At 70.1% G+C, this 18,586-nt stretch carries 21 protein-coding genes; 10 read left to right on the top strand and 11 right to left on the bottom strand.

What is annotated here, in order from left to right:
* Nucleotides 1-182 precede the first annotated feature (182 nt).
* Together ACQB60_RS04395 and ACQB60_RS04390 are read right to left on the bottom strand one after the other, a co-directional pair.
* Nucleotides 183-455, bottom strand: coding sequence for a DUF397 domain-containing protein (locus tag ACQB60_RS04395; RefSeq protein ID WP_496924444.1), 273 nt, complete (start codon nt 453-455; stop codon nt 183-185).
* Entirely contained in the window at nt 437-1,270 is an 834-nt protein-coding gene (locus tag ACQB60_RS04390; protein WP_496924443.1) for a helix-turn-helix domain-containing protein, read from the bottom strand. Before ACQB60_RS04390 ends, ACQB60_RS04395 begins: the two co-directional genes overlap by 19 nt.
* A gap of 115 nt (nt 1,271-1,385) precedes the next feature.
* On the opposite strand from ACQB60_RS04390, the gene ACQB60_RS04385 reads away from it, so the two are divergent.
* From ACQB60_RS04385 to ACQB60_RS04365, 5 genes are read left to right on the top strand one after another with little or no spacing between them, the layout of a single operon-like run.
* A complete protein-coding gene (locus ACQB60_RS04385) occupies nt 1,386-1,589 on the top strand; it encodes a hypothetical protein (RefSeq protein WP_496924442.1) in 204 nt (67 codons plus the stop codon).
* A complete protein-coding gene (locus tag ACQB60_RS04380) occupies nt 1,586-1,804 on the top strand; it encodes a hypothetical protein (RefSeq protein ID WP_384831303.1) in 219 nt (72 codons plus the stop codon). Before ACQB60_RS04385 ends, ACQB60_RS04380 begins: the two co-directional genes overlap by 4 nt.
* Nucleotides 1,805-1,853: 49 nt before the next feature.
* Nucleotides 1,854-2,504, top strand: coding sequence for a DUF1266 domain-containing protein (locus tag ACQB60_RS04375; protein ID WP_496924441.1), 651 nt, complete (start codon nt 1,854-1,856; stop codon nt 2,502-2,504).
* Nucleotides 2,505-2,508: 4 nt separating this feature from the next.
* A complete protein-coding gene (gene recO / locus ACQB60_RS04370; RefSeq protein ID WP_496924440.1) occupies nt 2,509-3,258 on the top strand; it encodes a DNA repair protein RecO in 750 nt (249 codons plus the stop codon).
* A 23-nt stretch (nt 3,259-3,281) separates the two neighbouring features.
* Nucleotides 3,282-4,103 (top strand): isoprenyl transferase, encoded by an 822-nt coding sequence (locus ACQB60_RS04365; protein WP_496924439.1) that lies wholly within the window; start codon nt 3,282-3,284, stop codon nt 4,101-4,103.
* 121 nt (nt 4,104-4,224) lie between these two features.
* Here the strand turns inward: ACQB60_RS04365 and ACQB60_RS04360 are convergent, their stop codons facing one another.
* From ACQB60_RS04360 to ACQB60_RS04345, 4 genes are read right to left on the bottom strand one after another with little or no spacing between them, the layout of a single operon-like run.
* Nucleotides 4,225-4,665: a Fur family transcriptional regulator gene (locus ACQB60_RS04360; protein WP_384831507.1), complete on the bottom strand. Its 441-nt coding sequence runs from the start codon at nt 4,663-4,665 to the stop codon at nt 4,225-4,227.
* A 38-nt stretch (nt 4,666-4,703) separates the two neighbouring features.
* Complete coding sequence (locus ACQB60_RS04355) at nt 4,704-5,612, bottom strand: metal ABC transporter permease (RefSeq protein ID WP_496924438.1); 909 nt, start codon at nt 5,610-5,612, stop codon at nt 4,704-4,706.
* Between the two features lie 12 nt (nt 5,613-5,624).
* Nucleotides 5,625-6,413, bottom strand: a complete 789-nt coding sequence (locus ACQB60_RS04350; RefSeq protein ID WP_496924437.1) for a metal ABC transporter ATP-binding protein — start codon at nt 6,411-6,413, stop codon at nt 5,625-5,627.
* 43 nt (nt 6,414-6,456) lie between these two features.
* The gene (locus ACQB60_RS04345; protein ID WP_496924436.1) at nt 6,457-7,416 is read right to left on the bottom strand and encodes a metal ABC transporter substrate-binding protein; all 960 of its coding nucleotides are present in this window, start codon (nt 7,414-7,416) and stop codon (nt 6,457-6,459) included.
* A gap of 189 nt (nt 7,417-7,605) precedes the next feature.
* Here ACQB60_RS04345 and ACQB60_RS04340 point away from each other — a divergent pair, with 189 nt between their 5' ends.
* Entirely contained in the window at nt 7,606-8,985 is a 1,380-nt protein-coding gene (locus tag ACQB60_RS04340; RefSeq protein ID WP_496924435.1) for a glycine--tRNA ligase, read from the top strand.
* A gap of 105 nt (nt 8,986-9,090) precedes the next feature.
* Nucleotides 9,091-9,300 (top strand): hypothetical protein, encoded by a 210-nt coding sequence (locus ACQB60_RS04335; RefSeq protein WP_496924434.1) that lies wholly within the window; start codon nt 9,091-9,093, stop codon nt 9,298-9,300.
* Nucleotides 9,301-9,308: 8 nt separating this feature from the next.
* On the opposite strand, the gene ACQB60_RS04330 is transcribed toward ACQB60_RS04335, so the two are convergent.
* Genes ACQB60_RS04330 through ACQB60_RS04315 form a run of 4 tightly spaced genes read right to left on the bottom strand, consistent with a single transcriptional unit; the run spans nt 9,309 to nt 13,925 of the window.
* Nucleotides 9,309-9,893: a TetR/AcrR family transcriptional regulator gene (locus ACQB60_RS04330; RefSeq protein WP_496924433.1), complete on the bottom strand. Its 585-nt coding sequence runs from the start codon at nt 9,891-9,893 to the stop codon at nt 9,309-9,311.
* A 26-nt stretch (nt 9,894-9,919) separates the two neighbouring features.
* The gene (locus ACQB60_RS04325) at nt 9,920-10,939 is read right to left on the bottom strand and encodes an aldo/keto reductase (protein ID WP_496924777.1); all 1,020 of its coding nucleotides are present in this window, start codon (nt 10,937-10,939) and stop codon (nt 9,920-9,922) included.
* Nucleotides 10,940-10,979: 40 nt separating this feature from the next.
* On the bottom strand, nt 10,980-12,443 hold the full coding sequence (locus tag ACQB60_RS04320; RefSeq protein WP_496924432.1) for an MFS transporter: 1,464 nt from the start codon (nt 12,441-12,443) through the stop codon (nt 10,980-10,982).
* Between the two features lie 39 nt (nt 12,444-12,482).
* Nucleotides 12,483-13,925, bottom strand: coding sequence for an MFS transporter (locus ACQB60_RS04315; RefSeq protein WP_496924431.1), 1,443 nt, complete (start codon nt 13,923-13,925; stop codon nt 12,483-12,485).
* Between the two features lie 83 nt (nt 13,926-14,008).
* Between ACQB60_RS04315 and ACQB60_RS04310 the strand changes: the two genes are divergently transcribed.
* The gene (locus ACQB60_RS04310) at nt 14,009-14,914 is read left to right on the top strand and encodes a helix-turn-helix transcriptional regulator (RefSeq protein ID WP_496924430.1); all 906 of its coding nucleotides are present in this window, start codon (nt 14,009-14,011) and stop codon (nt 14,912-14,914) included.
* A gap of 59 nt (nt 14,915-14,973) precedes the next feature.
* The gene (dusB, locus tag ACQB60_RS04305) at nt 14,974-16,155 is read left to right on the top strand and encodes a tRNA dihydrouridine synthase DusB (protein ID WP_496924429.1); all 1,182 of its coding nucleotides are present in this window, start codon (nt 14,974-14,976) and stop codon (nt 16,153-16,155) included.
* Nucleotides 16,156-16,179: 24 nt separating this feature from the next.
* On the opposite strand, the gene ACQB60_RS04300 is transcribed toward dusB, so the two are convergent.
* Nucleotides 16,180-17,676: a hypothetical protein gene (locus ACQB60_RS04300; RefSeq protein ID WP_496924428.1), complete on the bottom strand. Its 1,497-nt coding sequence runs from the start codon at nt 17,674-17,676 to the stop codon at nt 16,180-16,182.
* Between the two features lie 132 nt (nt 17,677-17,808).
* Here ACQB60_RS04300 and ACQB60_RS04295 point away from each other — a divergent pair, with 132 nt between their 5' ends.
* A complete protein-coding gene (locus ACQB60_RS04295; protein ID WP_496924427.1) occupies nt 17,809-18,438 on the top strand; it encodes a hypothetical protein in 630 nt (209 codons plus the stop codon).
* Nucleotides 18,439-18,586: the final 148 nt, after the last annotated feature.

Genomic DNA, 18,586 nt, shown 5'->3' with positions numbered 1-18,586 from the left:
GCCTGTCTGCCGGTCTCAGCATTTCCGGGCGCCGTGGCCCGCGACGATCCCGCTACCCGCCCACTTCCGGGTAGGGCTAACCCCCCATACGGCGCCTGGCGATATAGGCGTCGACCTGCGCACGGTCGTAGCCCCGCCGCACGATCTTGAACCCCAGCTCGTAGCCGAGGCTGGTGTCCCCGCTAGGCCAGCGCATCGACGAACGCCTGCCAGGCGGGTGCGGTGATGACGAGGGCGGGGCCCTCGGGGGCCTTGCTGTCGCGGACGGGGACGACGCCGGGGACGTTGTCGGCTACCTCGACGCAGCTGCCGCCTTCGCCGTTGCTGTAGGAGCTCTTGCGCCAGCGGGCGGCGCCGGGGAAGTCGTGCGCGACCTCTATGCAATTCTCGCCACCGTCGCCGCTGCTGTAGCTGCTCTTACGCCAGCAGGCGTTGCTCAAGTCGTACTCGCGCATCGTCTGTAGTCCTCCGCCGCCGCCTCTACCAGAGCCAGGGACGCCTCCGGCGACAGTGCGGCGGCCCTGAGCAGATCGTAGGACGCCCCAACACGCTTCACCACTGCTGGTTCGTCCAGCAGATTCCCCGAATGCACGCCCTCTGTATAGACAGTTGGTGGCGCGTCCTCGAACTCCATGAGCTTCATCATCTTGCCCATCCTCGGGTGCGCACCAGCAGCGAACGGAAGCACCTGGACCAACACCTTGTGCTCGCGCACCGTCGCCGCCAGGTGTTCCAGCTGTCCGGCCATGACGGCGGGTCCTCCCACCGGCACGCGGAGCGCCGTCTCGTGCACAATCACCCAATACTCGGGCCGTGTAGCGTCCCTCAAGATCAATGCCCGGTCCAGGCGCGCCCTGATCAGCTCCTCGATGTACTCGTCCGTGGCGAAGGGGTTGCTCGCCAGGTAGAGAGCTCGGGCGTACTCAGGTGTCTGCAGAAGGCCCGGGACCAACGCTGGTTCGAACTCGCAGATCCGGGTGGTCAGCCGTTCCAGCTCCGCCACGTGCGCGAAGTACTCCTCAAACGGTTGCTCCTTGATGAGTTTCCGCCACATCCGCTCGAAAAAACCCCCGGTTTGCAGCACCTCATCAATTCGCTGAGCCACATCCAACTGCGGCTTACGAATGGCCTGTTCGAATTGGCCGATGTATCCGCCGGATACGAAAACCCGCACCCCCAGCGCCGACTGGCTGAGCCCGGCATCCTCCCGGCGCCGCTTCAACTCCAGCCCGAAGAACTCCCAAGCCGCCTGCCTCGAACCATTGGCCATGGCCAACCCACCTCCACAGCCCCGCAGTTGTAGAGCCCAGCCCTCTCCCGACCGTACGCGAAAACCGTCACCGTAGTGACACGAAGAGTGAAACCCGACGGGAAAGGGGAGCCACGTGTCGGACGAGCAGGCACAAGAGGTGGAGGACGTCGTGAAGGAATTGCGGACTGCCCTGACAAGGGCCGGAATTACGTTGCCCTCACTGGGTATTGACCCTGTCTCGCTGGCACGAGAGGCGCCCCGCCCCCTCGTGGAGCTCGGCCGCTGCGACCTCGACGCGGCGGAACGGCTCACCAAGGCGCTGGGGGCTCACCCATGACGAGGCTCCCCATCGGCTCGTACGCCGTGGACACCAGCACCGGCCAGGTGGGCCGGGTGATGGGTCACGAGGGCCCGTACGTCCAGCTCCGCCCGTACGGGGGCGGGAAGGAGTGGGACTGCGTCCCGGGCGCGCTGCGCACGGCGACCACCTCCGAGCGGCTGCGCGCGGCGACGGCGTACGCGAACGCGAGGAGCCGGGGGGAGGTGCCCTGACGCCCCAGCGCCCCAGGCGCACCCGACGCCTCACGTAGGGTGCGGGCGCATGGCGATATGGAAGTGGAAGAGAAAGCCGAGGACCGAGAGCCGGTACCGGACGCCGCTCACCGCGCACCAGCTGTGGATGGTGTCCCTCGCGGCGCCGGTCAGCCGGGACCGCGACGCCTCGCGCACCACCCTGTACCCCTTCACCCGCATCGACGACGAGAAGGCGCGCGCGTGGCTGGCCGACCAGTGGGGGATCACCTCGCGGGAGGCGCTGGCGCGGCGGCTGGACGGGCTCGCGCGCAACGGATACCGGGCCGGGTTCGGACGGCGCCTCGGGGTGGAGCCGCTGGCCTGGGACGCGGGGCTGTATGTGGACATATCCCGTAGGGGGTTCGCCTGCGGGATGCTCACGGAGGCCGACACCTGGACCGCCCTGAAGAACATCGTCCCCGCGGTCGTGCGGACGTACGCGTCGTGGCAGGAGTACGCCGACCACTATCTGCTCGGCCGCATGGTGTGGCGGGAGGACCTCCAGAGCCGCAGGTCCAAGGGGGAGGGGGAGAAGGACCTCCCGGCGCCCCAGGCCGCGTCGGACGCCCACCTCAAGGAGCTCCTCGACCCGGCGAACCGGTCGAGCCCGTGGAACCAGGTGCCCTGGGAGGCGATCAGCCACCCCGACCACACCCGCCCACGCGGTACGCGAGAATGACCCCATGAGTCTGTTCCGTGATGACGGCATCGTGCTGCGCACCCAGAAGCTGGGCGAGGCCGACCGCATCATCACGCTGCTCACGCGCGGTCACGGGCGGGTACGGGCCGTGGCCCGGGGCGTGCGGCGCACCAAGTCCAAGTTCGGGGCCCGCCTCGAACCCTTCTCCCACGTCGACGTGCAGTTCTTCGCGCGGGGAAGTGAACTCATCGGGCGCGGGCTCCCGTTGTGCACACAGAGTGAGACAATCGCTCCGTACGGTGGCGGGATCGTCACCGACTACGCCCGCTACACCGCCGGCACGGCCATGCTGGAGACGGCGGAGCGGTTCACCGACCATGAAGGTGAGCCCGCCGTGCAGCAGTACCTCCTCCTTGTGGGAGGGCTGCGCACCCTCGCGCGCGGCGAGCACGAGCCGCACCTCGTCCTCGACGCCTTCCTGCTCCGCTCCCTCGCCGTGAACGGCTACGCGCCCAGCTTCAGCGACTGCGCCAAGTGCGGCCTGCCGGGCCCCAACCGGTTCTTCTCCGTCGGGGCGGGCGGATCGATATGCGGTGACTGCCGGGTGCCCGGAAGTGTCGTACCGTCGGCGGAGGCCCTCGCGCACCTCGCGGCGCTGCTGACCGGTGACTGGGCGACGGCCGACGCCTGTGAGGCGCGCCACGCCCGCGAGGGCAGCGGCCTCGTATCGGCCTATCTGCACTGGCACTTGGAGCGCGGACTGCGCTCGCTACGGTACGTAGAAAAGACCTGACCCCACACACTGGAGAGCCCCCCATGGCACGACGCGGCATCCTCGGACGGTCCCGCCGTGAGTACAAGGCCCCCGAACTGCACCCCTCGGGCGCGCAGCCGCCGAAGATCCCCGGCGAGCTGGTGCCCAAGCACGTCGCCATCGTCATGGACGGGAACGGGCGGTGGGCGAAGGAGCGGGGGCTGCCGCGCACCGAGGGGCACAAGGTCGGCGCCGAGCGGGTCCTCGACGTGCTGCAGGGCGGCATCGAGATGGGCGTGGGCGCGATCTCCCTGTACGCCTTCTCCACCGAGAACTGGAAGCGCTCCCCGGACGAAGTGAAGTTCCTCATGAACTTCAACCGCGACTTCATCCGCAAGACCCGTGACCAGCTGGACGAGTTGGGCGTGCGGGTGCGCTGGGTGGGCCGCATGCCCAAGCTGTGGAAGTCGGTCGCCCGGGAACTGGAGATCTCCCAGGAGCAGACCAAGGGCAACGACAAGCTGACCCTGTACTTCTGCATGAACTACGGCGGGCGGGCCGAGATCGCCGACGCCGCGCAGGCCCTCGCCGAGGACGTGAAGGCGGGCCGCCTCGACCCGTCGAAGGTGAACGAGAAGACCTTCGCGAAGTACCTGTACTACCCGGACATGCCGGACGTGGACCTCTTCCTGCGGCCCAGCGGCGAGCAGCGCACCTCCAACTACCTTCTCTGGCAGAGCGCTTACGCCGAGATGGTCTTCCAGGACGTGCTGTGGCCGGACTTCGACCGGCGCGACCTGTGGCGCGCCTGCCTGGAGTTCGCCTCCCGCGACCGCCGCTTCGGCGGCGCGATCCCGAACGAGCTGCAGTTCAAGAAGGACTGAGCCCCGCATACGGGACCTGGATCACGGGGCCTGGATCACGGGACCTGCATACGGAGAGGGGCCCGCACCGTCACGCAGACGGTGCGGGCCCCTTCCCGTAGGGTCTTGCTGCTCCGGCTCGCTACTTCGCGCAGTCCGCGCACGTCCCGAAGATCTCCACCGTGTGCGCCACGTTCACGTACCCGTGCTCGGCGGCGATCGCCTCGGCCCACTTCTCGACCGCGGGCCCCTCGACCTCCACGGCCTTGCCGCACACCCGGCACACCAGGTGGTGGTGGTGCTCGCCGGTCGAGCAGCGGCGGTAGACGGTCTCGCCCTCGCTGGTGCGCAGCGCGTCGACCTCTCCGGCGTCGGCGAGCGACTGGAGCGTGCGGTAGACCGTGGTCAGACCGACGGAGTCGCCCTGGTGCTTGAGCATGTCGTGCAGTTCCTGGGCGCTGCGGAACTCGTCCACGGCGTCCAGCGCAGCCGCCACGGCCGCGCGCTGGCGGGTCGACCTGCCTCGAACCGGGGCTGCCACGGGTTCCTCCTCACGGTGCTCATGTCTGTTGCCGACCGCCATTGTGCCAGGCAAGCCTCAGTGGTGGTCAGACGCGAACCTCAGACCTTGGCCGGGGACTGGGCGGGGACCTGGGCGCCGGACTGCGCCGGAATGGTGCACTCCGCCGGATCGTCGGGCACGAGGGCCGCGGCCCGCGCCCGGCGCCGCGCGAGCGGGGTGGCGAGCAGCGTGAGGGCGATGAAGACCGCGATCGTCAGGAGCACGATCGTCGCGCCGGGCGGCACGTCCTGGTAGTACGAGGTGACGGTGCCGCCGAGCGTCGTGGCGATGCCGATGGCCACCGCGATCACGAACGTCGCCTTGAAGCTGCGGGTCAGCTGCTGGGCCGCCGCCACCGGCACCACCATCAGGGCGGAGACCAGGAGCAGGCCCACGACGCGCATCGCGACCGTGACGGTGACCGCCGCGGTGACGGCCGTCAGCAGGTTCAGGGCGCGCACCGGCAGGCCCGTGACGCGCGCGAACTCCTCGTCCTGGCTGACCGCGAAGAGCTGCCGGCGCAGGCCGACCGTGACGAGGACCACGAAGGCCGCGAGCAGACAGATCGCCGTGACGTCCTCCTCGGAGACCGTCGAGAGCGAGCCGAAGAGATACGACTGGAGATTCGCGTTCGAGCCGCCCGGCGCGAGGTTGATGAACATCACGCCGCCCGCCATACCCCCGTAGAAGAGCATCGCGAGCGCGATGTCGCCGCGCGTCTTCCCGTACCAGCGGATCAGCTCCATGATCACGGCGCCGACGATGGCGACGGCCGTGGCCATCCACACCGGCGAGGTGGAGAGCAGGAAGCCGAGGCCGACACCGGTCATCGCGACGTGGCCGATGCCGTCGCCCATGAGGGCCTGGCGGCGCTGGACGAGGTAGATCCCGACGGCGGGCGCGGTGATGCCGACGAGCACGGCGGCGAGCAACGCCCGCTGCATAAAGGCGTAGTTGAGGATTTCCATGGTCTTCGGCCTTCAGCTCAGCAAACCCGTGCGGACCGGCTCCGCGTCGGCGGTGTGCGGGTGGACGTGGTCGTGGCCGGGCAGCGCGTGCTGGCCGACGGCCTTCGGCGGCGGCCCGTCGTGCAGGACACAGCCGTCGCGCAGGACGACGGCCCGGTCGATCAGCGGCTCCAGCGGGCCGAGTTCGTGCAGGACCAGCAGGACCGTGGCCCCGGCGGCGACCTGCTCGCGCAGGGTCGCGGCGAGGACCTCCTGGCTGGCCAGGTCGACGCCCGCCATCGGCTCGTCCATGATCAGCAGTTCGGGTTCGGCGGCGAGCGCGCGGGCGATCAGGACGCGCTGGTGCTGGCCGCCGGAGAGGGCGTTCACGGAGTCCTTGGCGCGGTCGGCCATGCCGACGAGCTCCAGGGCGCGCGTCACCGCGTCCCGGTCGGCCTTGCGCAGGAGCCCGAACCGGGCGCGGGAGAGCCGCCCGGAGGAGACGACCTCCCGCACGGTCGCGGGCACGCCGCCCGCGGCGGTGGTGCGCTGCGGGACGTAGCCGACCCGGGCCCAGTCGCGGAAGCGGCGCCGCGGGGTGCCGAAGATCTCGATCTCGCCGCCGCTGACCGGGACTTGGCCGATGACGCTGCGCACGGCGGTCGACTTGCCCGAGCCGTTGGCGCCGAGCAGCGCGACGACCTCACCGCGGTGCACGGTGAGGTCGATGCCGCGCAGCACGGGGCGCGAGCCGAGCTCCGCCGTCACCTTGCGCAGGGATATGACGGGTTCACTCACGACGGATTCGCCTGACTCGCTCATGACGGATGCGCCCTCCATGCTGCTGGTGGTGGTCACTTGGCGGTCACTTGGTGTTCAGGGCCTTCTGGAGCGCCTTGAGGTTGGACTCCATCACCTGGAAGTAGTCCTTGCCCTTGGACTTGTCGGTGATGCCCTCGATCGGGTCGAGTACATCGGTCTTCAGACCGGCGTCCTTCGCGAGGGTCTCGGCGGTCTTGCTGCTGACGAGGGTCTCGTAGAAGACGGTGCTGACCCCGTCCTCCTTCGCCATCGTCTGGAGCTGCTTGACGCGGTTGGCGCTGGGCTCGCTCTCCGGGTCCAGGCCGTTGATGGCCTCCTCGGTGAGGCCGTAGCGCTCGGCGAGGTAGCCGAAGGCGGCGTGGGTGGTGATGAAGACCTTGGAGTTGGTCTTGCCGAGCCCGTCCTTGAACTGCTTGTCCAGGCCGCCCAGCTTCTTCACCAGTTCCGCGGTGTTCTCCTTGTACGTGGCCGCGTGGTCCGGGTCGGCCTTCTCCATGGCCTTGCCGACGCCCTCGGCGACCTCGGCGTACTTCACCGGGTCGAGCCAGATGTGCGGGTCCTCGCCGCCGTGGTCGTGCCCGTGGTCGTCGTCGCCGTGGTCGTGGCCGTTGTGCCCGCCGACCTCGTTGCCGTGCTTCTCCAGGCTGGTCAGGGATGCGGCGTCGACCTTGGTCTTGATGCCGGACTGGCTGATCGCGTCGTCCACGGCGGGCTGCAGGCCCTTGAGGTAGAGGGCGACGTCGGACTCCTCGAGCTGTGCGCGCTGCTTGGCGCTGACGTCGAGGTCGTGCGGCTCCTGGCCGGGCTCGGTGAGGTTGGTGACGGCGACGTGCTTGCCGCCGATCTGCTCGGCGAGGAAGGCCATCGGGTAGAACGACGCCACTACGTCGAGCCTGCCGTCGCTGTTCTTGCCGGTGCCGGCGCCGCAGGCGGTGAGAGCGGTCAGGCCGAGGACCGTGGCGGAGGCGACGGCGGCGGTGGGTATGAGGCGTCGTACGTTCATGACACTCATTTTCAACAAAGATGGAAACGATTGTCAACAAGGGTGAGGCGACCCTTACAAGCAAGGGGCTCGTGGCCCCTGGTCCGGGAACCGATTTGATCCGGGGGGTACGGCCGCCGGTAACCTGAACCATTCGCTCCCGGAGCGCGTATCCAGCGCGCTCACCGCCGTCGCAATGAAGAGAGCACCGTGGCCGCCGACAAGATCGACACCATCGTCAGCCTGAGCAAGCGCCGTGGCTTCGTTTTCCCCTGCAGTGAGATCTACGGCGGCCAGCGGGCCGCCTGGGACTACGGACCGCTGGGCGTGGAGCTGAAGGAGAACCTCAAGCGCCAGTGGTGGCGCTACATGGTCACCTCGCGCGAGGACGTCGTCGGCATCGACTCGTCGGTGATCCTGGCCACCGAGGTCTGGCAGGCGTCCGGGCACGTCGCCACCTTCACCGACCCGCTCACCGAGTGCACCTCCTGCCACAAGCGCTTCCGCGCGGACCACCTGGAGGAGGCGTACGAGGAGAAGAAGGGCCGCGCCCCCGAGAGCCTCGCGGACATCAACTGCCCCAACTGCGGCACCAAGGGCCAGTTCACGGAGCCCAAGCAGTTCTCGGGTCTCCTCTCCACGCACCTGGGCCCGACGCAGGACAGCGGCTCCGTCGCGTACCTGCGCCCGGAGACCGCGCAGGGCATCTTCACCAACTTCAGCCAGGTCCAGACGACTTCGCGCCGCAAGCCGCCGTTCGGCATCGCCCAGATGGGCAAGAGCTTCCGGAACGAGATCACGCCGGGCAACTTCATCTTCCGCACCCGCGAGTTCGAGCAGATGGAGATGGAGTTCTTCGTCAAGCCGGGCGAGGACGAGAAGTGGCAGGAGTACTGGATGGAGCAGCGCTGGAACTGGTACACCGGCCTGGGCCTGCGCGAGGAGAACATGCGGTGGTACGAGCACCCGAAGGAGAAGCTCTCCCACTACTCGAAGCGCACCGCCGACATCGAGTACCGCTTCCAGTTCGGCGGCAGCGAGTGGGGTGAGCTGGAGGGCGTCGCGAACCGCACGGACTACGACCTCTCCGCGCACTCCAAGGCGTCCGGCCAGGACCTCTCCTACTTCGACCAGGAGGCGGGCGAGCGCTGGACCCCGTACGTCATCGAGCCCGCCGCCGGTGTCGGCCGCACCATGCTGGCCTTCCTCCTCGACTCCTACATCGAGGACGAGGCGCCCAACGCCAAGGGCAAGCTGGAGAAGCGCACGGTCATGCGCTTCGACCACCGCATCGCCCCGGTGAAGGTCGCGGTCCTGCCTCTTTCGAGGAACCCGGAGCTGTCCCCGAAGGCCAAGGGCCTCGCGACGGCACTCCGGCAGAACTGGAACATCGAGTTCGACGACGCGGGCGCCATCGGCCGCCGCTACCGCCGCCAGGACGAGATCGGCACGCCGTACTGCGTGACGGTCGACTTCGACACCCTGGACGACAACGCGGTCACGGTCCGTGAGCGCGACTCGATGAAGCAGGAGCGCGTCTCCCTCGACCAGATCGAGGGCTACCTGGCCCAGCGCCTGGTCGGCTGCTGACGCCTGCGGACACCGGCTGACGCCGAGGCGTTCGCCGTGTGAAGTACGTAAGAAGCCCCCGGTTTCCCATGGGAAACCGGGGGCTTCTTCTGCACACTGGTCGGCATGCCTTCGATGACCACGAGCAAGGTCAGCAGATGGGACCAGCACGGGCGCGAACACGTCGTCCACGTGCAAAAGGCGGGTGTCTCACGCCAGTTGACGTGCGACACCTGCGGCTGGCGCAAGTCCGCGCAGTTCCTGCCGTGGCTCAAGGCGGAGGAACATCTGGCGGAGGAGCACCAGGCGACGGTGGATCCGTCGAAGGGGACGTAGGGGACGCCCTACGGGCGCAGGCCCCGTATCACCAGGTCCACCACGGCCGTGAACGCCTCGTCGATGCCCGGCTCGGACCACTGCGGGGCGTAGCCCGGGTCGTGGAAGCGGGAGGTCGCGTCGAAGATCGCGCGGGCCGTTGTCGCGGGGGTGTCGGGGGAGGTGAACTCGCCCTGGGTCACGCCCTGTCGGATGATCTCGGTGAGCTGCGCGGTGAGGTCGGCGATGTGCCGGTCCACCGTCTCGCTGTACTCCCCGACCAGCACGGAGTACGTGGCGAACAGCTCCGGGTCGTCGCCCGCCTTGTGCTTCTTGGCGTCGAACAGGCCCGTCAGCCAGTGCCGGAGCTTGGCCGCCGGGGGCTCGTCGGCGGCGACGACGCCGGACAGCGCCTTCGCGGTGCGGTCCAGCCAGCGCCAGGTCACGGCCTCCCGCAGCGCCGCCTTCGTACGGAAGTGGCGGTACACGGCGGCATGGCTGACGCCGAGCGCGCGGGCCACGTCGACCACGGTGGCCTTGGCGGCTCCGTGGCGGCGCAGCACCTCCTCGGTGGTGGCGAGGATGCGCTCGGCGGTCAGGGTCTCGGTAGCCATGCCGATGAACTTACCTGGCGCGTCGGTCAGTGCTTCTCGCTGTCCAGGTGCGCCATCTGCGCCTGCGGGTAGCGGTCGCCCGCCGCCGCCCCCGCGGGCACGGCCTGCTCGATCGCGGCCAGGTCCGCCTCGTCGAGCGTCACGTCGAGGGCGCCCAGGGCCTCGTCGAGCCGCTCGCGGGTGCGGGCGCCGACAAGCGGGACGATCGCCGCGTCCCGGCGGGGGCCCTGCGCGAGGACCCAGGCGATCGCGGTCTGCGCGACGCTCACGCCCTTCTGCTCGGCGATCTTGCGCAGCTGCTCGACCAGGTCGAGGTTGTGCCGGAGGTTCTCGCCCTGGAAACGCGGGCTCATGCCGCGGAAGTCGTTCGCGGCGAGCTTGCGGTCGCGGGTGAAGTGGCCGGAGATCAGGCCGCGGGAGAGCACCCCGTACGCCGTCACGCCGATGCCCAACTCGCTGACGGCGGGGAGGATTTCTTCCTCGATGCCGCGCGAGATGAGCGAGTACTCGATCTGCAGGTCCGAGACGGGGGCGGTGGCGGCGGCCCGCCGGATCGTGTCGGCGCCGACCTCCGAGAGCCCGATGTGCCGGACGTGGCCCTTCTCGACGAGCTCGGCGATGGCGCCGACGGTCTCCTCGATCGGGACGTCCGGGTCGACGCGGGCGATGCGGTAGACGTCGATGTGGTCGACGCCGAGGCGCTGCAGCGAGTACGCGGCGAAGTTCTTCACCGCGGCCGGGCGCCCGTCGTAGCCGGACCAGCCGCCGTCCGGGTCGCGCAGGGCGCCGAACTTGACGCTGGTGAGCGCCTGTTCGCGCCGGGCGGCGGGCGCGGTGCGCAGGGCCTCGCCGATCAGCATCTCGTTGTGGCCCATGGCGTAGAAGTCGCCGGTGTCGAGGAGCGTGACGCCCGCTTCGAGGGCGGCGTGGACGGTCGCGATGGACTCGGCGCGGTCGGCGTCGCCGTACAGCGCGGACATGCCCATGCAGCCGAGGCCGAGGGCGGAGGACTGGGGGCCGGTGGTTCCGAGGGGAAGCGTTCGCATGGTTGCCATGGCTCCACCATGCACCCATCGGTGACAGATTTCAAATTTTGTTATCTGTAACTTCGGGTCGTACGGGCTCCGCCTCCTCCTCCGCCGCCCACAGCGCCTGTGCCGTCCCCCGCGCCCACCGCCCGCTCGTGACCAGGCCGAGGACCAGGACCGCGGCACCGCAGCCCGCGAGGATCCACCAGGCGGGACGGCTCGCCGCCGCGCTCGCCGGGCCGTACGACCCCGACGCCACCCCGGACGCCAGGACCGAGCCGCACACCGCGACGCCCAGGCCGAGCCCGAACTGGCGGCTGGTGGAGGCCACGGCCGCCGCGACACCGGCCTGGGCGCGGGGCATCCCGGAGACCGCCGTGTTGGTGATCGGGGTGTTCACGAAGCCCATGCCGATGCCGAACAGGATGTACGCGGCCAGGCGCGTCCCGGTCTCCCGCTCCGCCCCGAACGCGGCGAACAGGACGCACGCCGAGGTCAGCATGACCCCGCTGATCAGCAGGGGAACGCGGGGCCCCCACCCCCCGACGAGACGCCCCGACAGCGGCGCGCACACCACCTGGACCGCCGCCATCGACGCCACCCACAGCCCCGTGTGCAGCGCGTCCAGGCCCCGGACGTTCTGGAGGTAGAGCGTCGTCAGGAACAGGAAGCCGCCGAGCCCGGCGAAGGCGCAGATCGCGATGAGCGTCGCCCCGCTGAACGGCGCCGAGCGGAAGAAGCGCAGCTCGATGAGGGGCTCGGGGCGGCGGCGTTCGTAGGCGAGCAGGGCGAGGAGGCTGAGCACCGCGCAGCCGATGAGGGTGCGGATCAGCGGGGACTCCAGCCCGGCCGAGGGCGCCTCGATGATCGCGTACGTGACGGAGCCGAGCAGCGCCGCCACGAGGAGCTGGCCCACCGGGTCGGGGCGGCGCGGCTTCGGGGCGCGGGACTCGGGGACGTACCGCGTGGTCAGGAGCAGTGCCGCCGCGCACACCGGCAGGTTGACCCAGAAGATCGCGCGCCAGCCGACGGCCTCCACGAGCAGCCCGCCGGCCAGCGGCCCCGCCGCCATCGAGATCCCGACGACGCCGCCCCAGACGCCGATGGCGCGGGCCCGCTCACGTGGTGCCGTGAAGGTGTTCGTGATGATCGACATGGCGACCGGGTTCAGCATCGAGCCGCCGACGGCCTGCACCGCCCGGAACGGCACCAGGGTCTGCAGGGTGGGGGCCAGGGAGCAGAGCAGCGAGCCCAGCATGAAGAGCGCGAGCCCCGCCTGGAACACCCGGCGGCGCCCCACGCGGTCGGCCGTCGAGCCCGCGAGGACCAGCAGCGACGCGAGGACCACGGTGTAGGCGTCGACGGCCCACTGCATGCCCGAGATGCTGGTGTCGAACTCCCGCGCCATGGAAGGCAGCGCGACGTTCAGCGCGGTGGCGTCCAGGGTGACGATGAACAGGCTCATGCAGCAGATCGCCAGGACGAGGAGCCGCCGCCGCGGCGTGAGCTCGGTCTCGGGCATGGGTTCGACGGTAACCGCAGAACCGGTCGCCCGACCCGGTTACTGCAAGGTGCGCGGCAGACGCAGGCTCAGGCCCGCGAGGGCGAGCAGGCCCGCCAGTTGGACCGCGAGCACCACCGTGAACGCCCGCCGCATCCCGAGCCCCGGCAGCAGCGCCAGGAACAGCGAGCCGAGCGTCGCGACGCCCACCGCGAGGCAGGACTGCTGGACCGTGGCGGCGAGACCACTGCCCGCGCCCGCGCGCTCGGCGGGCACGGCGGCGAGCACGATCCGGTAGTAGAGGGCGAGTTGGACGCCCTGGCCGAGACCGCACAGCGCCAGGCCGGGGGCGAGCGCGGGCGGCGTCAGGTCGTGCCACGGCGTGAGCAGGACGGTGGCGACGAGCACCACGAGACCGACGGCGTGGGTCAGCGCGGCCAGCGTCATGGCACGGCTGCCCAGGCGGCTGACCAGGCGCGGCGTGAACATCGACGCCGCGAACTGGGCGACACCCATGGGGATCAGCGCAAGCCCGGCCGTCAACACCCCGTACCTGAGCCCCTGTTGGAGCGTCACCGCGGAGACGAACATGAAGCCACTGAAGCCGATGAAAATGGGCAGCCCCAGTACGAGACCCCGGCGCACACCCGGCTCGCGCAGCAGCGAGGGCGGCAACAGCGGGCTGCCACCGGCGAGTTCGGCACGCCGCTCCACGGCCGCGAAGGCGAAGGCCAGGGGGACCGACGCCGCCAGGAGCAGCACCGACCACAGCGGCCAGCCGGTGGCCCGCCCCTCCATCAGCGGCAGCAGCAGCGCGACGAGGGCGGCCCCGAGCAGCACGGTGCCGCCGAGGTCACCACGGGCGGGCTGCCCCGCGCGGCTGTCCGGCACGGCGCGCACCCCGACGAGCAGGGCCGCGGCCGCCACCGGCACATTGACCAGGAACGCCGCCCGCCACCCGGTGCCCGCGAGGTCGGCGGCGACAAGCACCCCGCCGAGCACCTGCCCGAGCACGACGGCGAGCCCGCTCACGGAGCCGTACTTGGCGACCGCCTTCGCGCGCCGCTCGCCCCGCGTCGTGGCGTGGATGGTGGCGAGGACCTGCGGCAGCATCAGCGCGGACGCGGCACCCTGTGCCACCCGCGCCCCCACCAGCCACCAGGCGCCGGGCGCGAGCCCGCAGGCCAGCGAGGTGAGCCCGAAGGCGGCGACACCCCACAGAAAGAGCCGCCTGCGGCCGTACGTGTCCCCGAGCCGGCCCCCGAGGACGAGCAGCACGGCGTACGCGACGGCGTAGCCCGCGGCAACCATCTCCAGGGCGGCGGGCGAGGCGTGCAGATCGCGCTCGATGCTGGACAGGGCGACGTTGACGATGAAGAAGTCGATGCTGGAGAGGGAGGCGCCGAGGAGGATCGTGAAGAGGCCGAGAGGGCTGAGGACGGGAGCGTCAGGGGGCCCGGTCCTGGTGGGACGGGCGGGTTCGGTGCGGGTCGCGAGAGTCACGGATACGACGATGATCCGCCGCCCAGAGGGGTACCAGAGTCTCTTTATCCTGGTACCAAGCGAACCTGGTAACCGGCTGGGGTATGGGGCAGCCTGAAGAGGTGACCGTTACCCCTGCTGCCCCAGAAATCCCGAGCGCGACCGTGCCCGGAGAGGGCGCCGCCATCCGCCGCCAGGAACTCGCCGCCTTCCTCCGCAGCCGCCGCGAGCGCGTCACGCCCGAACAGGCCGGCCTGCCCCGCGGCCCGCGCCGCCGCACCCCGGGCCTGCGCCGCGAGGAGGTCGCCCAGCTCTCGGCGGTGGGCGTCACCTGGTACACGTGGCTGGAGCAGGCCCGGCCGATCAAGGTCTCGGCGCAGGTCCTGGACGCGATCGGCAGGGCGCTGCTGATGGACGGCATGGAGCGCGCCCACCTCTTCACGCTCGCCGGGGTCATCGACCCGCGCCCCGAGGCGGAGTGCGCGGCGATCTCCGCGACGGCCCGCCGCCTGATGCACAACATCGCCCCCTACCCCGCCACCCTCCAGAACGCCCGCTACGACGTCCTCGCCCACAACCGCCCCTTCGCCCAGGTCTTCGGCGACCCCCTGGACCTGGCCCCGCACGAGCGCAACTGTCTCTGGCTGCTCACCATGAGCCCCCGCTGGCGGGAGACGTTCCTCGACCACGACGAGATGCTGCGCGACCTGATCGCCAAGTACCGCGCGTCCATGGCCGAGCACGGCGCCGAGCCGCTGTGGAAGGAGCGCCTGGACGGCCTGCTCGCGGCCTCGGCCGAGTTCCGCGAGCTGTGGGGGCGGCACGAGGTCCGCACGATGTCGGCCCACGTCAAGCGCTACCAGCACCCCCGGGTCGGCCTGCTGCGCCTGGAACACCGCAACCTCTGGCTGGCCGCACAGCCGCAGGCGCACCGCCTGGTGGCGTACGTACCGGCGGACGACGAGACGGAGGTCCGGCTGCGACACCTTTCGGAGCTGCCGGAGGAGTGAGGGACAATGGAGGCTTGCCCCCCCGGCCCCTCTCGTCCGCACGTCCCGGAGAACCCCTGATGTCCGCTCTGACCATCGGCCCCCACCAGGTGCAGCCGCCCGTCGTGCTCGCCCCCATGGCGGGGATCACGAACGCGCCCTTCCGCACCCTGTGCAGGGAGTTCTCGGGCGGCAAGGGCCTCTTCGTGAGCGAGATGATCACGACGCGCGCCCTGGTGGAGCGCAACGAGAAGACGATGCAGCTGATCCACTTCGACGCGACGGAGAAGCCGCGCTCGATCCAGCTGTACGGGGTGGACCCGGCGACCGTCGGCAAGGCCGTCCGCATGATCGCGGAGGAGGACCTGGCCGACCACATCGACCTGAACTTCGGCTGCCCGGTCCCGAAGGTCACGCGCAAGGGCGGCGGCTCGGCCCTTCCGTACAAGCGCCACCTGCTCCGCGCGATCCTGAGGGAAGCGGTCTCGGGCGCGGGCGACCTCCCGGTCACGATGAAGATGCGCAAGGGCATCGACGACGACCACATCACGTATCTGGACGCGGGCCGCATCGCGGTCGAGGAGGGCGTCACGGCGATCGCCCTGCACGGACGCACGGCGGCGCAGCACTACGGGGGCACGGCGGACTGGGACGCGATCGCGCGCCTCAAGGAGCACGTGCCGGAGATCCCGGTGCTCGGCAACGGCGACATCTGGTGCGCGGACGACGCGCTCCGGATGATGCGGTCGACGGGCTGCGACGGTGTCGTGGTGGGCCGCGGCTGCCTGGGCCGCCCGTGGCTGTTCGGCGACCTGGTGGCGGCCTTCGAGGGCACGGGCGCGCCCAAGTCCCCGTCCCTGCGGGAGGTTTCCCGCGTCATGCTGCGCCACGCGACGCTGCTCGACGAGTGGATCGAAAGAGGAGGGACGGCCCGTAGGGCCTCCGTTGAGGGTGGTGGTGGGAGACGGGAGGGCGAGTCGCGGGGTGTGATCGACTTCCGTAAGCACGTGGCGTGGTACCTGAAGGGCTTCGCGGTCGGCTCGGAGATGCGTAAGCGCCTCGCGGTGACGTCGTCGCTCGCCGAACTGGAGGACGGCCTCGGCGAGTTGGACCTCGACCAGCCCTGGCCGACGGGCGCGGACGGCCCGCGCGGCCGCACGTCCGGCAACAACAGGGTGGTCCTGCCGGACGGCTGGCTGAAGGACCCGTACGACTGCGCGGGCATCAGCGCAGAGGCAGAACTGGACACGTCGGGCGGCTGACCCCGCTTTCGGCAGGGGGTCGGCTCAGACGGTTTCCGACAGGCCCTCCACGGCCGACGGCAGCTTGCCCACCTGCACCAGCGTCTGCGTCAGGAGCCGGAGGGCGGTCTCGGCCCGCTTTCGGTCGATGGGCCGGGTGACGGACGCCGAGCGGCTGCGTTCCGTGAGTTCGTCCAGCAGATCGCCGACCTGGGCGGAGGCCGTGTGCAGACCCCGGATCCCTTCTTCGACGCGCGCCGCCAGGGCATCCAGGGTGGGGGGTTCACCGGAGGCAGAGGGGTCGGACTGCGGCGGAATCGTCGGGGCGGGCCGGGGCGACGGGGGTGCCGCCGGGGGAGCGGGCGGCGTCGACGGGAGCGTGGGTGAGGGTGCGGGCGGCGTCGGCGTGGGTGTGGGCAGGGGTGGGGGCGCGGCCCTCGTCGGTGGTGCCGTGGGGGCCGTCGTCCTGCGCGGCCTCATGCCGGTGTCCTTCGGGAACTCCATGTCGAACCAGAGAGGCGTCATCTCACGGCCGGTCATCTCCGTGCCCGAGTCGCTCACCCGCCACGGCCGCCGGTCCCCGTCGTCCATGGCCGCGACCAGCGCCCTCAGCACGCCGACCGCCCGCATACGGCTTCTCTCGTGGCGCAGCGCCTGAAGGCAGTTGGCGACGCTCCTGCGGGATCTGCGGACCTTCTCGCCGGTGTCACCGATCACCTCCTGACCGGAGAGGGAGCCCCGGTCGGGCTCGATAATGCCGAAGGCGGCCAGCCAGTGTGCCGCCCGGTAGGACACGAGTTCCTCGAAGGCGGAGTCGTCGGTGTCTGCGGCCGCGAGGAGTTCCGGCAGCCGCCGCCCGGACAGGACGATGCCCTCCCGGACCTTGGTGGAGAAGATCTCTCCCACGCGGGGGTTCCAGGGGGCCGGATAGCTCTCGGAGGTCAGCGCCGACCAGGTGCGGGCCCGCTGGTTGATCTCTGGCGCCTTGAGCTGGGACGGCGGATTCTCGCTGAGAGCCTGGCGCAGCAGGAGCCGCTTGCGCGGGTCGACGGGGAAGAGCTCTAGCAGCAGTCTCATGGACCGCAGGTCGCGTAGCTCGGAGACGTTCATGTCCTTTGAAGCGTCCGGGAGTTCACGGATGGGTGTGAGGCCGGACAGTACCTCCGCCGTCTTCTCGTCCATGGCCCGGCGCGCCACGTACATGCCCAGAACGCTCCGCCCGAGCGCACGGGACCGGTCGAGGGCCTCGAACTCCAGTGGTGGGTGGACATGGTCGCGCCGGTTGTTCATCTGCACGATGCGGTACAGGCGCTGGGGGGTCGGAGTGCCCACCACCAGGTGCGCGTCCACCACGGCGATGGCGGCGGCCCGCTGCGCCCGTGAGCCGGTTGTGGGATCCAGCTCGTCGTCCTGCGACTGCGCCGCCGCCTCCGCGTACTCCCTGTTGAGCAGGGCGGAGAACTCGGGGAGCCAGATGCGAGGGTCGCAGATGACTTTGTCGCCGCCTCGGCCCAGCTTCTCTGCCGGGACGCCGGCGAGCACTTCGCCGGATGTCAGACGGAAAATCGATTGGCGCTTTTGTGTTCGATTATTCCCCCGGACTGCCATCCATCCCCAATAGGAGTCCGGGTAAAGGGAGTTACCCTCGGAGTCTGTCTCGGTATTCTCCTCCAGATGCACCTGTTGCGGCACATACATCCCGGGGTCTTGCTGCCCGTTGAGGACGAGATCTTCCTCAAGGTCGTAGGGCCGGACGCGGTCCCGCTTCTTCAGCTCGTCCGCTGCGTCCTCGGCATTCATGATCAGGGCCTGTCGGTTCGCCGCGACACTTTCCAGTGCGGCGAAGAACGTTTCGCGCCCCTCGCCGTCGACGGCTTTCCAGGGGCGCACCGTGGCCAGCGCTCTCTCGGTCGTCCTGCCGACCGTCGGGTCCGCGACAGAACGCCAGATCGAGCTGATCCGTTCGTTGTGCCCCCACTGCACACCGCCGACGCCATGCATGCGGACGACGGCAATGACCATGTCACCCGCGTCTGTTCGGATGCGGCGGACGGCGCCGCCCTTCAGGGTGCGCACGCCCTGGTCGTCGGGCTCGCCCAACGTGTCTTCGGGGTCGACGATGAAGGGCGCGATGTTCTCCAGGGCGCCTCGGGGAAGATTGACCCCGTCGGTTGCCAATACGGCCTGGATCCAAGCCTCTTGGCGTTCGGCCGCGACCGGAAGCGGAAACGGCTCGTCATTGATGGTCGAACTCATGCCCTACCCCTACCTCGCATCATTCGGAATCCCGAAGGAGATCAATGACCCACTTGATCAACCTGTGTGCCCACCGGTAGACCGGATTCCCTGTGACAGCCTCGACGATTACGAATGCCGTCCGCACCATCAGGAGCCGGTCCGCCCACTGGCGTCGACGCCTCAACTCCGCATCTGCGTGGGCCAGTTCCTGCTT

It is taken from the genome of Streptomyces odontotermitis, assembly GCF_050510915.1.
GTDB lineage: Bacteria > Actinomycetota > Actinomycetes > Streptomycetales > Streptomycetaceae > Streptomyces.
The sequence above is the reverse complement of the archived record's forward strand: the minus strand, read 5'-3'. Positions and strand labels throughout refer to the sequence as shown.

Bases quoted from the DNA above. Each gene is read 5' to 3' on its own strand.
- ACQB60_RS04310 (WP_496924430.1), top strand. From the start codon at position 14,009: ATGGGGCAGCCTGAAGAGGTGACCGTTACCCCTGCTGCCCCAGAAATC.
- dusB (WP_496924429.1), top strand. From the start codon at position 14,974: ATGTCCGCTCTGACCATCGGCCCCCACCAGGTGCAGCCGCCCGTCGTG.
- ACQB60_RS04330 (WP_496924433.1), bottom strand. From the start codon at position 9,893: ATGGCTACCGAGACCCTGACCGCCGAGCGCATCCTCGCCACCACCGAG.
- ACQB60_RS04395 (WP_496924444.1), bottom strand. From the start codon at position 455: ATGCGCGAGTACGACTTGAGCAACGCCTGCTGGCGTAAGAGCAGCTAC.
- ACQB60_RS04345 (WP_496924436.1), bottom strand. From the start codon at position 7,416: ATGAACGTACGACGCCTCATACCCACCGCCGCCGTCGCCTCCGCCACG.
- ACQB60_RS04375 (WP_496924441.1), top strand. From the start codon at position 1,854: ATGGCGATATGGAAGTGGAAGAGAAAGCCGAGGACCGAGAGCCGGTAC.
- ACQB60_RS04335 (WP_496924434.1), top strand. From the start codon at position 9,091: ATGCCTTCGATGACCACGAGCAAGGTCAGCAGATGGGACCAGCACGGG.
- ACQB60_RS04325 (WP_496924777.1), bottom strand. From the start codon at position 10,939: ATGCGAACGCTTCCCCTCGGAACCACCGGCCCCCAGTCCTCCGCCCTC.
- ACQB60_RS04320 (WP_496924432.1), bottom strand. From the start codon at position 12,443: ATGCCCGAGACCGAGCTCACGCCGCGGCGGCGGCTCCTCGTCCTGGCG.
- ACQB60_RS04295 (WP_496924427.1), top strand. From the start codon at position 17,809: ATGCACCTGTTGCGGCACATACATCCCGGGGTCTTGCTGCCCGTTGAG.
- ACQB60_RS04350 (WP_496924437.1), bottom strand. From the start codon at position 6,413: ATGAGCGAGTCAGGCGAATCCGTCGTGAGTGAACCCGTCATATCCCTG.
- ACQB60_RS04360 (WP_384831507.1), bottom strand. From the start codon at position 4,665: ATGGCGGTCGGCAACAGACATGAGCACCGTGAGGAGGAACCCGTGGCA.
- ACQB60_RS04380 (WP_384831303.1), top strand. From the start codon at position 1,586: ATGACGAGGCTCCCCATCGGCTCGTACGCCGTGGACACCAGCACCGGC.
- ACQB60_RS04355 (WP_496924438.1), bottom strand. From the start codon at position 5,612: ATGGAAATCCTCAACTACGCCTTTATGCAGCGGGCGTTGCTCGCCGCC.
- recO (WP_496924440.1), top strand. From the start codon at position 2,509: ATGAGTCTGTTCCGTGATGACGGCATCGTGCTGCGCACCCAGAAGCTG.
- ACQB60_RS04390 (WP_496924443.1), bottom strand. From the start codon at position 1,270: ATGGCCAATGGTTCGAGGCAGGCGGCTTGGGAGTTCTTCGGGCTGGAG.
- ACQB60_RS04365 (WP_496924439.1), top strand. From the start codon at position 3,282: ATGGCACGACGCGGCATCCTCGGACGGTCCCGCCGTGAGTACAAGGCC.